The organism is Pantoea sp. SGAir0215 (genome assembly GCF_043543215.1).
Window position 1 is genome coordinate 1,573,625 of the sequence record NZ_CP028031.1, and the last position, 13,291, is coordinate 1,586,915.

Annotated in this window: 14 protein-coding genes; 8 read left to right on the forward strand and 6 right to left on the reverse strand. The window is 54.8% G+C overall.

Going from position 1 to position 13,291, the window contains the following annotated elements:
- Positions 1 to 100: 100 nt before the first annotated feature.
- Together C1N64_RS07320 and C1N64_RS07325 are read right to left on the reverse strand one after the other, a co-directional pair.
- On the reverse strand, positions 101 to 235 hold the full coding sequence (locus C1N64_RS07320; RefSeq protein WP_255421330.1) for a hypothetical protein: 135 nt from the start codon (positions 233 to 235) through the stop codon (positions 101 to 103).
- 58 nt (positions 236 to 293) lie between these two features.
- A complete protein-coding gene (locus C1N64_RS07325) occupies positions 294 to 1,256 on the reverse strand; it encodes a chemotaxis protein (protein WP_006118075.1) in 963 nt (320 codons plus the stop codon).
- Between the two features lie 161 nt (positions 1,257 to 1,417).
- Here C1N64_RS07325 and C1N64_RS07330 point away from each other — a divergent pair, with 161 nt between their 5' ends.
- Positions 1,418 to 1,810, forward strand: coding sequence for a YgiW/YdeI family stress tolerance OB fold protein (locus C1N64_RS07330; protein ID WP_006118076.1), 393 nt, complete (start codon positions 1,418 to 1,420; stop codon positions 1,808 to 1,810).
- 33 nt (positions 1,811 to 1,843) lie between these two features.
- Here C1N64_RS07330 and dbpA read toward each other — a convergent pair whose 3' ends face one another.
- Both dbpA and C1N64_RS07340 read right to left on the reverse strand, forming a co-directional pair.
- On the reverse strand, positions 1,844 to 3,223 hold the full coding sequence (dbpA, locus tag C1N64_RS07335) for an ATP-dependent RNA helicase DbpA (protein ID WP_394515497.1): 1,380 nt from the start codon (positions 3,221 to 3,223) through the stop codon (positions 1,844 to 1,846).
- A gap of 734 nt (positions 3,224 to 3,957) precedes the next feature.
- A complete protein-coding gene (locus C1N64_RS07340) occupies positions 3,958 to 4,818 on the reverse strand; it encodes a LysR family transcriptional regulator (RefSeq protein WP_039338628.1) in 861 nt (286 codons plus the stop codon).
- An 86-nt stretch (positions 4,819 to 4,904) separates the two neighbouring features.
- On the opposite strand from C1N64_RS07340, the gene C1N64_RS07345 reads away from it, so the two are divergent.
- The 5 genes from C1N64_RS07345 (at position 4,905) to C1N64_RS07365 (ending at position 10,371) form a co-directional block, all read left to right on the forward strand.
- Positions 4,905 to 6,068 (forward strand): cyanate transporter, encoded by a 1,164-nt coding sequence (locus C1N64_RS07345; protein ID WP_394515369.1) that lies wholly within the window; start codon positions 4,905 to 4,907, stop codon positions 6,066 to 6,068.
- 219 nt (positions 6,069 to 6,287) lie between these two features.
- Complete coding sequence (gene lldP / locus C1N64_RS07350) at positions 6,288 to 7,943, forward strand: L-lactate permease (RefSeq protein WP_394515498.1); 1,656 nt, start codon at positions 6,288 to 6,290, stop codon at positions 7,941 to 7,943.
- Positions 7,940 to 8,710 (forward strand): transcriptional regulator LldR, encoded by a 771-nt coding sequence (gene lldR / locus C1N64_RS07355; RefSeq protein WP_205952748.1) that lies wholly within the window; start codon positions 7,940 to 7,942, stop codon positions 8,708 to 8,710. Before lldP ends, lldR begins: the two co-directional genes overlap by 4 nt.
- Positions 8,710 to 9,897, forward strand: coding sequence for an FMN-dependent L-lactate dehydrogenase LldD (gene lldD, locus C1N64_RS07360; protein ID WP_394515370.1), 1,188 nt, complete (start codon positions 8,710 to 8,712; stop codon positions 9,895 to 9,897). Before lldR ends, lldD begins: the two co-directional genes overlap by 1 nt.
- Before the next feature lie 45 nt (positions 9,898 to 9,942).
- Positions 9,943 to 10,371 (forward strand): OsmC family protein, encoded by a 429-nt coding sequence (locus tag C1N64_RS07365; protein WP_006118083.1) that lies wholly within the window; start codon positions 9,943 to 9,945, stop codon positions 10,369 to 10,371.
- A gap of 304 nt (positions 10,372 to 10,675) precedes the next feature.
- Here C1N64_RS07365 and C1N64_RS07370 read toward each other — a convergent pair whose 3' ends face one another.
- Positions 10,676 to 10,906 carry a hypothetical protein gene (locus C1N64_RS07370; protein ID WP_006118085.1) on the reverse strand — a complete coding sequence of 77 codons (231 nt, stop codon included), beginning with the start codon at positions 10,904 to 10,906 and terminating at the stop codon, positions 10,676 to 10,678.
- Between the two features lie 107 nt (positions 10,907 to 11,013).
- The gene (locus tag C1N64_RS07375) at positions 11,014 to 11,184 is read right to left on the reverse strand and encodes a hypothetical protein (RefSeq protein ID WP_006118086.1); all 171 of its coding nucleotides are present in this window, start codon (positions 11,182 to 11,184) and stop codon (positions 11,014 to 11,016) included.
- A 401-nt stretch (positions 11,185 to 11,585) separates the two neighbouring features.
- Here C1N64_RS07375 and C1N64_RS07380 point away from each other — a divergent pair, with 401 nt between their 5' ends.
- Positions 11,586 to 11,894, forward strand: a complete 309-nt coding sequence (locus C1N64_RS07380) for a PTS sugar transporter subunit IIB (RefSeq protein WP_006118087.1) — start codon at positions 11,586 to 11,588, stop codon at positions 11,892 to 11,894.
- Positions 11,895 to 11,979: 85 nt separating this feature from the next.
- Positions 11,980 to 13,290: a PTS sugar transporter subunit IIC gene (locus tag C1N64_RS07385; RefSeq protein WP_394515371.1), complete on the forward strand. Its 1,311-nt coding sequence runs from the start codon at positions 11,980 to 11,982 to the stop codon at positions 13,288 to 13,290.
- The last annotated feature ends 1 nt before the right edge of the window (position 13,291 follow it).

Consider the following 13,291-nt stretch of genomic DNA (forward strand, 5'->3'; position numbering starts at 1 on the left):
GTTATAGCGTTGTGCATTTACCGTAATCAAAAAGGCTGCCAGTGGCAGCCTTTTTTCATTCCCTTTTCGCGAAATGTAGAAGCCGGTTTCCAGGCTGCGCTTATACCATCAGCACAAGAACGCCGGCCCAGAACGCCAGACAGGCTATCACCATTGCAATCCAGCTCAGCTGACGTAAACGCCCGCGGAACAGGGGCTTACGTACGACAGGAAGCGCTTCACTCTGCATTTTCATAGTCTCATGTATTGAACGTTAGGTGACAGCAGGGCAGGGTTGTGCTGCCCGCTACGTTTTAGCTTGCGGCTTCCAGCGCTTTGAAAATGACATCCGACAGTTCGTTTAATTCGAACTTGGCAACATAACCATCAGCCCCGACTTTGCGAACGTGATCTTCGTTAGCACTGCCCGAAAGTGAGGAGTGGATCACGACGGGAATATGACGCAACGTGGTGTCGCGCTTGATATTGCGCGTGAGCGTAAAGCCGTCCATTTCCGGCATTTCCAGGTCGGTTAACACCAGCGCGATCTTGTCGTGAATGGATTCACCCTGCGACTGAGCCTGCTGGTGGATCGCTTTGATTTTTTCCCACGCTTCCAGGCCGGTGTTACACATGACGGCAGGAATGCCCATGCTCTTCAGGCCCTGCTCCAGCAACTGGCGGGCAACTTTGGAGTCTTCAGCCACAATCGCGACGGAACCGGGCTTCATTTTATACTGACGCTCTTTCGGCGCTTCAGGCTCCACGCCACGAACGGACGGGATGATGTCATAGAGAATCTGTTCGACATCCAGCACCATGGCCAGATTGCTTTTTTGTTCGTCGTCATCCAGGCACGCGATACTGGTGATGTTACGTCCACCGATACCGGCTTCAGCGGTATGAACCTGGCTCCAGTTAAGACGCACGATGTTTTCAACGGATTCGACGGCAAACGCCTGCGTATTACGCGCGTATTCGGTCACCAGCAGCAGGTTCAGGCCCGTTTCAGGCACGCAACCGGCTACCGCAGGCAGGTCAATAACAGGAATGAACTGTCCACGAATGCTCGCCATGCCCAGCAACGGCGAACGCATGCCAGCAGCTTTCGTAATCGGCGGCATCGGAACAATTTCACGCAGTTTAAATACGTTTATCCCAAACAGCTCTGATTTACCTTTTAACTGGTCAGAGCCAAGGCGAAACAGCAGCAGCTCAAACTTATTCGATAAGGCGAGATTCGCTCTCTCATCGATCTCTTTCTGAAAATTATCCATCGTTGCCTCAGCGTCAGCGCAGCAGGTGAAAAAGGGTGTGATGAAGTTATCGGCAGCCTTCGGAAAAAGGTGAGAGGGGAAAACGCACGTTAAGCGATTATTGTGCCAGGCTTAACAGTGAGAACGCAGCATGGATACTTTTCTCTATAAAGGAGTAAGCGATGAAAAAATTAGTACTGGCGACCTTACTGGCGGTAGCGACCACAGGGGCTTACGCGGAAGAAGGTGGCTTCAAGGCAGGTGATACGCCGCCGCCACAGCATAAACAGGATGCAGGCTACAAAGGGTCAGAAGACACAGGACAGACGCACATCGATCAAATTCGTGACTTTCGGCAGGGCGGTTACGTCACGCTGGAAGGTTATATCGTAAAAAAAGTCGCGGACAATAATTATCAGTTTCGTGACAGCACCGGCACTTTAACCATTATTGCGCCGAAGAAAACGTTCGATGGCAAAACCTATTCCGCTGACGACAAAGTTCGCGTAAGTGGTAAAGTGCATGGGAAAGGTGACAAAACCACGCTGCACGTTATGCGGATCGATGAGCCATAATCGGCAGGGCGAGAATGATTCTCGCCCTTTCTTTTAGTCTTTCAGCAGTACAGCCCGGCAGGTTTTGCCTTTGATTTTGCCCTGCTTAAGTTTGACCAGCGCAGATTTTGCCTGAGCCGCTTCAATCGCTACATAAGCGTGCGTCGGGGTGAGATCAATCTTACCGATCTGCTCGGCGCGATAGCCTGCTTCTCCTGTCAGCGCACCCAGAATATCGCCGGGCCGAATCTTGGCCTTACGCCCACCATCAATGCAAATCGTCATCATGGTTGCCGGCAACGGTTTACTGCTTTTCCTGAGCGCACTGGCGGCAACCCATGGCAGCTTCTGCTGCAGGAAATCTTCTAACGCATGCGCGCGCGCCATTTCATCGGCCGCGACAAAACTCACGGCAGCGCCTTCTTCGCCCGCCCGCGCGGTACGGCCGATACGATGCAGATGCACTTCGGGATCCCACGCCAACTGGTAGTTCACCACCAGCGACAGCGACTTGATGTCCAGGCCGCGGGCCGCGACGTCCGTCGCCACCAGCACGCGACCACTGCCGTTAGCAAACCGGATCAGCACACGTTCGCGGTCGCGTTGTTCCAGATCGCCATGCAGGGGCAGGGCGCTGATATCGCGGGCGTTAAGCGCGGCGGCAATATCATCACATTCGCGTTTGGTGTTGCAGAACACCACACAGGACGATGGCTGGCGTTCGCTGAGCAGGCTAATCAGCAGCGACAATTTTTCGCCGTGCGTCGCTTCAATAAATTGTTGTTCGATTGCCGGCAGTTCGCTGACCTCTTCCGTCACGACGCTCAGCGCATCACGTTGAAAGCGCTGGCTCAGTGTTGCAATGCCGTCTGGCCAGGTGGCAGAGAACAGCAGCGTCTGACGCGCGGCGGGCGTGGCGGCGATAATGGTTTCCATATCGTCACGAAAGCCCATTTCCAGCATCCGATCGGCTTCGTCCAGCACCAGCGTGCGCAGACTGTCGAGCTGCAGCGTTTCGCGCTTGAGGTGGTCAAGAATACGGCCCGGCGTACCGACCACAATCTGCGGCGGATGCACCAGCGAATCGCGCTGCGCACTCATGGGCTGGCCGCCGCATAAGGTCAGAATTTTGATATTGCGCGTGAAGCGCGCTAACTGCCGCAGAACGTTGCTGACCTGATCGGCCAGTTCTCGCGTCGGACATAAAATCAGCGCCTGAGTCTGAAAACGCGCACTGTCGATATGATGCAACAGGCCAATACCAAATGCGGCCGTTTTGCCGCTGCCGGTTTTTGCCTGCGCACGAACGTCGCGTCCGGCTAAGATAGCGGGCAGCGAAGCGGCCTGGACCGGCGTCATGCGGGTATAGCCCATCTCGCGCAGGTTATCGAGCTGACTATCGGGAAGAGAATTAAGCGAGGAAAAAGCGGTCACGGGTGCGGCCTCTGCGGCTGTAAGTTGGGGCATCATTGCGAGCGCAAGTCTGTCAGAAAGCGTACACAACAGCAATGTTAACCTGCAAACCCTGCGCCGGGCGGCGCTTTTATCTAAGAATAAACTGAAGATGAAAAAGATTAGTTGGGAAATTTTAATCAATTAAAACGTCAGATGTGAAACCGCTTACATGGACTAAGCCATTAAGATTAAGAATGTTTTTTCTAATATTTTCTTTGTAATACACAATTTAAAGTTAATCAGATTATTCCGCATTTGCGACGGAATTAACGCATTAATAATGCAAAAGTATCGCCAGAAGAGAAGATGAAAACGACTTGTAAACGCCTTTATATTGAGGAGGATACATCGATATCACTACTGGCAGAGGATTTTTTCATTGAATAATATCCCGCAGATCTTGCATGAAGACGTACTTAAAATCGTAGGTCGTGCAGTCCTGACATTGCATCTCTATGGGGAAAGCTTATCGGCAGATAAAGTGGCCTCTATGATTGGATGTTATGCCGAAGACGATCCGGTGGCTTCTGATGGCGCCCATCTCTATACGCTTGCGATGGCGTTAATGTCACAGACGAGGGAGGCTCGGGTTTAGCGTCGCCTTCATTCGGCTGTCCGCGCCCCATGCCAGCTTTCTGACAGGGGGCGCGTCCGCATCTGCACGCGGTTTCTGGTTTTACAGCGTCCTTTTCCACTGCCTGTCAGTGAAAAACTCACTGCCAGTGCAGATCGGCAAATGTCACCAGTGCCTCTGCCAGCTGGCGCTGAAGCGCCTCATCCGGCTGGCGACAAAACAGCGCCAGCTCAAAAGTGTCAATCACCGGCAAGCCCTGCTGGTCGCCCAGCACACGATGTGCAGGCAGACGACAGCTGGCAGGCAACAGCGTAACGCCCAGACCTTGGGCACTGGCGGCAGACAGGGCCACAAGGCTGGCACTGCTGTAACCGATGCGCCAGCTGCGGCCCAGCCCATCCAGCGTCTGACAGATCTCCTCGCGATAAAGTCCCTGTTGAGGAAACAGGACCAGCGGCACCGGCGAATGCTCAAAGCAGGGATATGCGGCGCTGTCCAGCCATAACAGCGGCTCGGGTCGGGAAGCCAGCGGGCGTTCACCGTAAGGTTGCTTAATCAGCATGATATCCAGTTCCTCCCGCTGCCAGGCCCGACGTAGTTCTACCTGCATCCCGCTCATCACATCCAGCCGCATATGGGGATGTTCGCGACTGAACTGCGCCAGCAGGGCAGCCGTGGGGGCCGCAAAATCTTCCGGAACGCCAAGCCGCAGCACACCATCGCGCCACTTATCGCTCAACACATCGAGTGCTTCGCCATTCAGGGCAATGATACGGCGGGCATAACCCAGCAGCTTCTCGCCTTCCTCCGTGACGGTTACCTGATGTGATGAGCGGGCCAGCAGGGCTTTTCCCACCCTCTCTTCCAGTCGCCGCACCTGCTGGCTCACTGTTGATTGCGACAGGTGCACGCGATCGGCGGCACGGGTGAAGCTGGCGGTTTCGCAGACCGCAACAAAGCTCAGAAGCTGCTGGGGCGTGAACATAGGCTGGCGATTCATTTTTCCACTGCCTGTCATGATGATATTCCATTTCCAAATAGTAACCACAGCTGTCAGGCTGACAAGGTTTACTTCCAGGATGGCCCATGAAAAAAGAGAATATTGTGATCGTTACCGCCCTGGTGCTGGCGGGACTGAATATGCGTCCACTGATGACCTCCGTCAGTCCGTTGCTGGATCAGTTACGCGAAAGCATTGGGCTCTCCGCCTTGGCAGCGTCACTGCTGCCTGCGATTCCCATGATGATGATGGGAGCGATAGCGTTAATCAGCGCACCACTTATGCAGCGTGTTCAACTGCGCGGACTGCTGTGTGGCGGACTGGCGCTGTTAGTGTTGGCGCTCCTCAGCCGCCTTTTTGTAGCGCAAGGCGAATCGCTGGTAGGGAGCACGCTACCGGGCGGCATTGGTATCGGGATAGTGCAAATGGCGATGCCGGGCTTTATCCGCCAACGCTTTCCACAACGCAGTGCGATGATGACCGGGCTGTGGTCTGCGGCCCTGATGGGCGGGGGCGGACTGGGTGCAGCATTAACACCGTGGTTAAGTGCTCACCTGAGCTGGCAGATGGCCCTCAGCTGCTGGGCCGTACCTGCGCTGCTGGCCATCCTGCTTTGGGCGTGGATGCCCGGGGTGACGTCGCCAGCGCGCGCGTCGGTCGTGATGCCTTCACTATGGCGCAACGCGCGCGCCTGGATGCTGGCGCTCAGCTTTGGTTTAGTGAATGGCGGTTATGCCATTTGCGTAGCATGGTTGCCTGATTTCTACCATCAGCTCGGCTGGAGCGCACAGGCGGGTGGAAGCCTGTTGGGCGTGATGATTACCTGCCAGGTCGCCGGAGCGATGGTGTTTCCGCTGTTGACGCGCGGCCCGGATCGACGGCCGCTGTTGCTGTTAACGCTGATTTTTCAGCTAAGCGGTATGCTTGGCCTCCTGTTTGCACCGCTTTACCATCCATGGCTGTGGGTGGGAATGGCGGGCGTGGGGCTGGGTGGTGCCTTTCCCCTGGCGCTGGTGCTGGCGCTGGACCATCTGGCGCATCCGCAGGCGGGCGGACGACTGGTGGCGTTCATGCAAGGGATTGGCTTTATTATTGCCGGCAGTATGCCGTTTATCGCCGGTCAGTTGCATGCACTGACCGGGGATTTCTCCATGATCTGGTGGCTCCAGTGCGGCGTTACGATTGGGCTGGTCGGGTTAAATCTGCGTTTTCATCCGCAAAGTTACAAATACGCCTTTCCACAACCGTGATTGGTCCGACCAAAATAGCTAAACCTTTTCAGTGGTTCACATAACGTTAAAATTAAAGCCGTAACTGTTGCCTTGGGTTAACAGCGGGTTAAGTATCTGTAACGAATAAGCCCTAACTGGCAAAATTGGTAGGACCAATAAGCAGAGCGGGCGTGACAGATGCGCCCTGTGTTTATGCCCGTCGCGCATCGCTCTCATCACCTTTCTGGAGATAACGGCATGCAGGTCTGGCAGCAAAATTATGATCCGCTCAATAACATCTGGCTCTCCAGCCTGATTGCGTTACTGCCTGTTCTGTTTTTCTTTTTTGCGTTGATTAAGCTAAAGATGAAAGGCCATCAGGCTGCCACCATCACTGTCATGCTGGCGCTGGGAGTTGCGCTGCTGCTGTATCATATGCCGTGGCAGCAGGCGCTGGCCTCAGCGGCCTACGGCTTCCTGTACGGCCTGTGGCCCATTGCCTGGATTATCGTGGCCGCGGTCTTTGTCTATAAAATCTCGGTCAGGACCGGGCAGTTCGATATCATTCGCGCGTCCATCTTGTCGATCACGCCGGATCAGCGCTTACAGATGCTGATTGTCGGTTTTTCCTTTGGTGCCTTTTTAGAGGGCGCGGCAGGTTTTGGTGCGCCGGTGGCGATCACGGCTGCGTTGCTGGTAGGGCTGGGTTTTAATCCGCTTTATGCCGCAGGGTTATGCCTGATCGTGAATACCGCGCCGGTGGCGTTTGGTGCGATGGGTATTCCCATTATTGTAGCCGGGCAGGTTACCGGTCTGGACAGCTTTGCCATCGGTCAGATGGCCGGACGCCAGCTGCCTTTTTTAACCGTCATCGTGCTGTTCTGGATCATGGCGATCATGGATGGCTGGCGCGGGGTGAAAGAAACCTGGCCGGCGGTGATGGTTGCGGGTGGGTCGTTCGCGATAGCCCAATTCCTGAGTTCAAATTTCCTGGGCCCGGCGTTACCCGATATTATCTCTTCGCTGGCATCACTGGTTTCCCTGACTCTGTTTCTGCGCGTCTGGCAGCCGGTTCGCATCTTTCGCTTCAGCGATGCCGAAAATCAGACGGCGACGCAACCCGCACGTCAGCAGACGTATACGACAAAGCAGGTCATTCGCGCCTGGATGCCCTTCCTGTTTCTCACCGCAACGGTAACGCTGTGGAGTATCCCGCCCTTTAAAGCGCTGTTTGCCAAAGGGGGGGCACTGGCCAACTGGGTGATGAGCATTCCCGTCCCTGGCCTGCATGACTGGATTACCCGGATACCGCCGGTTGTGGCACAGCCCAGCGCCTGGCCCGCCATTTTTAAACTGGATCTGCTGTCTGCAACCGGCACTGCCATTCTGATTGCGGCAATTGTGGCGATTATCTTTCTGAAAATGAAACCCAGAGCGGCAGTCGGGACATTTGTCGAAACACTGAAATCCCTGATGTTGCCCATCTACTCCATTGGTATGGTGCTGGCCTTTGCCTTTATCTCGAACTACTCGGGTTTATCAGCCACGCTGGCGCTGGCCTTGGCGCACACGGGCCATGCCTTTACCTTTTTCTCCCCCTTTCTGGGCTGGCTTGGCGTGTTTCTTACCGGTTCGGATACCTCCTCCAACGCGCTGTTCGCCGCGTTGCAGGCCACCACGGCGCAGCAGATTGGCGTTTCCGATATCCTGCTGGTGGCAGCGAATACCACGGGTGGCGTCACCGGTAAAATGATCTCTCCCCAGTCGATCGCTATTGCCTGTGCAGCGGTCAGTCTGGTCGGCAAAGAGTCCGATCTGTTCCGCTTCACCGTAAAGCACAGCCTGATCTTTACCGGCCTGGTTGGGGTAATGACCACGCTGCAGGCTTACGTTTTTCCCTGGATGATCCCATGACACCAAACGATCCTTTACCGATGCGGCTTAAGCACTATATCCGCGATCATCAGCTTGAGCCGGGCATGCGTTTGCCCGCCGAGCGTCAGCTGGCGGCCGCGCTGGGCGTTTCCCGTTCGTCGCTGCGTGAAGCTATTCAGCAACTGATCAGCAGCGGCGTTTTGATGAGTCGGCGCGGTGACGGTACCTGGCTGCGTCAGCCGCAGGAGCCCTGGTCTGAGCAGCGCATCGTCGAGCCCATTCGTCAGCTTCTCGCCAACGATCCGGACTACCGTTACGACATTCTTGAAGCGCGCCATGCGATAGAGGGAAGCACGGCCTGGCATGCGGCGCTACGGGCTACCGAGTCAGATAAAGAGCGTCTGCGGTACGCCTTTGATGCCACGCTGGCGATGAAAGAGAGTGACGATCCCCATCTGGCCGGGCAGGCCGATCTGCGCTTTCATCTGGCCATCGCAGAAGCCTCACATAACATCGTGCTGCTGCAAACCATGCGGGGGTTATTCGATTTACTGCACTCGTCCATGCTGCACAGTCGTAAGCTGATGTACATCAGACCCGTGATTTTTGACCGCCTGACCGATCAGCACCGGGCGATGCTCGACGCGATTTTACTGGGCGATGCCGAGGCTGCCCGGTCAGCCGCCATGGATCATCTGGGTTTTGTTCACACCACGATGAAAACACTTGATGAAGACGAAGCCAGGCAGGCGCGAATTACGCGTTTGCCGGGTCATGACCTGCCCAATCACAAGGAAAACCGCTGATGATCATCTCTGCCGCCAGTGACTATCGCGCCGCCGCGCAGCGCATTTTACCGCCTTTTCTGTTTCATTATCTGGATGGCGGTGCCTATGCAGAGCATACGCTACGGCGGAATGTTGCCGATCTGTCAGACGTGGCGCTGCGCCAGCGCATTCTCCGGAATATGTCGGCGCTCAGCCTGGAAACCACGCTGTTCAGTGAAACGCTGTCCATGCCCGTCGCGCTGGCACCGGTTGGGCTGTGTGGCATGTACGCGCGTCGTGGGGAAGTGCAGGCCGCGCGCGCTGCGGCGGGCAAAGGGATTCCGTTTACCTTATCGACCGTCTCCGTTTGCCCGATTGAGGAAGTGGCACCGCAAATCAGTCGGCCCATGTGGTTTCAACTGTATGTGCTGCGCGATCGCGGCTTTATGCGTAACGCCCTTGAGCGGGCAAAAGCGGCGGGCTGTACCACATTAGTATTTACCGTTGATATGCCAACGCCGGGCGCACGCTATCGCGATGCGCACTCGGGCATGAGCGGCAAGCACGCGGCCCTGCGCCGCTACTGGCAGGCTGTCACGCACCCACGCTGGGCGCTGGATGTTGGGCTACAGGGCCGACCACACGATCTGGGCAATATTTCCACCTATCTGGGCAAACCGACCGGGCTGGAAGACTATATTGGCTGGCTGGCAAAGAATTTCGATCCGTCGATTTCCTGGAAAGATCTGGAATGGATCCGTGAGTTCTGGGACGGGCCAATGGTGATTAAAGGCATTCTGGATCCGGAAGATGCCCGCGATGCGGTGCGGTTTGGTGCCGATGGCATTGTGGTCTCAAACCATGGCGGACGCCAGCTGGACGGCGTGTTGTCTTCGGCTCGTGCCTTATCGGCCATCGCGGATGCGGTGAAGGGGGATATGACGATTCTTGCCGACAGCGGCATCCGTAATGGGCTTGATGTGGTGCGCATGATTGCGTTGGGCGCAGATACTGTTCTGCTGGGACGGGCCTTTGTTTACGCGCTGGCCACACATGGCCAACGTGGCGTCGAACATCTGCTGACGCTGATTGAAAACGAAATGAAAGTCGCGATGACCTTAACAGGCGCGAAGTGTATAGCCGATATCAACCAGACGTCGCTGGTGCAGGCGAATGCGTTGCTGGGCGAAGTGGCCCTGCATCCGGCCTCATGCCCGGCAAACTGAGCGACGTTGTCTATACTTACCTTCTTTACCAACAGGAGGAATGATATGACCATTCATAAGAAAGGTTCGGCGCATTGGGAAGGCGATATCAAAGGCAAAGGCACAGTCAGCACAGAAAGTGGTGTACTGAACCAGCAACCTTACGGCTTTAACACCCGTTTCGAAGGGCAGAAAGGCACCAATCCGGAAGAGCTTATCGGCGCAGCACATGCCGCCTGTTTTTCAATGGCACTGTCGCTCATGTTAGGTAATGCAGGCCATAAACCTGAAAGCATTGATACCAGTGCCGATGTGTCGCTGGACAAAAAAGGTGAAGGCTTCGCGATTACGAAAGTGGCGCTGACCAGCACCATCTCGCTGCCGGGCATTGATAACGACACCTTTGATGAAATCATCAATAAAGCTAAAGCCGGCTGTCCGGTTTCGCAGGTGCTTAATGCAGAAATCACACTCGATTACACGCTGAATAACTGATTGCGTACCTGAGTCGCCTTCTGGCGGCTCCCGCAGCAATCTTGCAGCATCCGGATGCGCCTCAGGGCGCATTTTCGCTTTCTTCAGAGGGACACTGAAATGGCAAAAAAGACGGAAAAGGGGTGCGGGTTTTGCTGAGCATGGGTGGCGGACTGCTGCTGATCCACAGGGCCGCAATGCTATGGGGCTGAAAACCTGGCTGTCGCGCCACAAACTCGGCGTGTTGCTGATGGTGGTACTGCTGCTGGAGGTAATCTGTTTCCTTCTTACCGCCTCGTGGCTGCCATGGAATGCATGACAGCAATCAGGCGTAAATCTCTTCACTCCGCTTCACACGTACATCCGTGCGCGCAATACGGTACGCCTTGCCGGGATCGCCCGCGACAAACTCAAACGTAGGTGAGTAGTAAAACGGCAGCCAGCCACCGTATCCGCTTTCCCATTCCCAGCGAACCGGACAGGGCCACAGAATGCCTTCATACAAAATGTAATAAACCCAACGCCCGGTAGGACGGCGGGGACGACTACTTTTCATGGGATTCACAACTGTGTTGGTGTAGAACAGCTTATATTTTGAACGTTAAGCGGCAACCTTGCAATGTCATCGGCTACTTTTTGTGCCATTCGCCCTGTACCGCTTTCTTAACGATGCACTTCGCCACATATCAGCACGACGTTAGGACGCACTTTATGGATACGATTTGCCATGACTTCACAGGCGGTTTTCGTCGGATAAATGCGTTCTGATACCGGTAAAGCTTCACAGGCATCGTGTCCACACGCGCTGACCAATAACACAAAACCAATTAACATAACCGACTCCTTATCCCGGTCCGCGTACTGCGAGAAGGGTGAGTGTTCCTTTATATATCACCAGTATAGCTAATTGCCGCCGGACGCCCGTGTCACGGCAGTCGGTATCGGATTGCTCTGAGCAATTATACGCGTTACCCGCTTATCAGGCAGTGAATTCTTACCCATCACTGCGATGGACAGCGCCGACGATATGGCTGAGTGAACCGCCGTTTTATTGCCTCAGCATGACGAGAAACGGGCTTCCTGATAAGGCTTATTCAGGTGTTTATTCGCCCCGAACCTCTTTAATGCTCGCGTTTTGATACTTCTCACACTTCTGATACGCAAATCTGAAACCGGTTGCAGAAAATTTTCACCCTGTGTATTCGTTAATCATTCACCACAAAGAGGAATACACCATGACGAAGATTTTACTGTGCTGTGCTGCGGGCATGTCCACCAGTATGGTGGTGCAGAAAATGGAAAAGGCGGCGCAACAGCAAGGACTGGACGTCGAGATAAAAGCTGTGGGGATTGAAGAGTTTAGAGACGATATCGCCGATTACGACTGCTGCCTGCTCGGGCCACAAATCAAATACAAGCTGGCCGATTTTCAACCGATCGCCCAGCAATACAGCAAGCCGGTTGCGGTCATCAACAGTATGGATTACGGCATGATGAATGGTGAAAAAATATTAAGCGACGCACTAAAGCTTATTCATACCTGACACCAGGGAGGTCCGGGATATATCACGCGAAACCCGCACTGCGTCAGGCAGGTTATTCTCTTTTGCCTCAGCAAGGAGTCAGGCAATGAGCCACTTCAGTGAATCTCTATTCGGCGTCATCGAAAACCGTATTAGCCCACTGGCGGGCCGTCTTTCCAGCCAGCGTCATGTCATCGCTATCCGGGACGGATTTATTGCCTCCATGCCGTTTCTGATCGTGGGCTCGTTTATGCTGTTGTTTGCTCATCCGCCTTTTTCGGCAGACAGCAGTTGGGCGTTCGCACAGTGGTGGCTGGGCATGGTAAAGGCGCATGAAGAACAAATCATGATGCCGTACAACATGACGATGGGCATTATGGCGCTCTATATCGCCAGTGCCATCGCCTATAACCTCGCAAACAGTTATAAGATGAATGGCTTTATGGCGGCCAGTCTGTCGCTGATGGCGTTTCTGGTGGTGGCGGCACCGCAGAGCGGCAAAACGTTGCCGGTTGGTTCGCTGGGCGGGGAGGGCATTTTTACCGCCATTCTGGTCGCGCTCTTTGCGACGGAGCTGATGCACGTTCTGCAGAAATACAACATCGGTTTCAAACTGCCCGAGCAGGTGCCGCCGAAGATCCGTCAGTCGTTCGATCTGCTCATCCCGATTATCACGATTTTTATTACGCTGTTTCCCCTGAGCCTGTGGGTACAGGCGCAGTTCGGCATGTTGCTGCCTCAGGCTATCATGGCCATTTTCTCGCCGATCATCTCTGCCTCTGATTCACTGCCTGCCGTGCTGGTGGCGGTACTGCTGTGCCATCTGCTGTGGTTTGCAGGCATTCATGGGGCGGTGATTGTCGGGGGCATATTGCAGGCTTTCTGGCTGACCAATCTCGGTCTGAATCAGCAGGCGCTGAACGCGGGAGAACCCATCAGCCAAGTGTTTATTGAACCCTTCTGGCAGTTTTTTATTGTTATCGGTGGCTCCGGTTCGACGATGGGGTTGGTGTTGCTTTACTTACGCAGTCAGTCAGCACATCTGCGATCGATTGGAAAACTGAGTGTGGTGCCCAGCATGTTCAACATCAACGAACCGGTGATTTTTGGTTCACCGGTCGTGATGAACCCCATTCTGTTTATCCCTTTTATTCTTGCCCCGTTAGTCAACGCCGTCATTGCCTGGATCGCCACCAAAACGAACCTGATTAATCACGTGATCTCACTGGCTCCGTGGACGACGCCCGCCCCCATTGGGGCCGCCTGGTCAACCGGCTGGGACTGGCGCGTCATTGTGTTGATTGCCGTGCTGGTCACTATTGCCACGCTGATCTACTACCCGTTTTTCAAAATGTACGAGCGTCAACTGCTGCAGCAAGAGCAACCCTCTGCCGCAGCGCAACCGGTTAAGGAGTAAC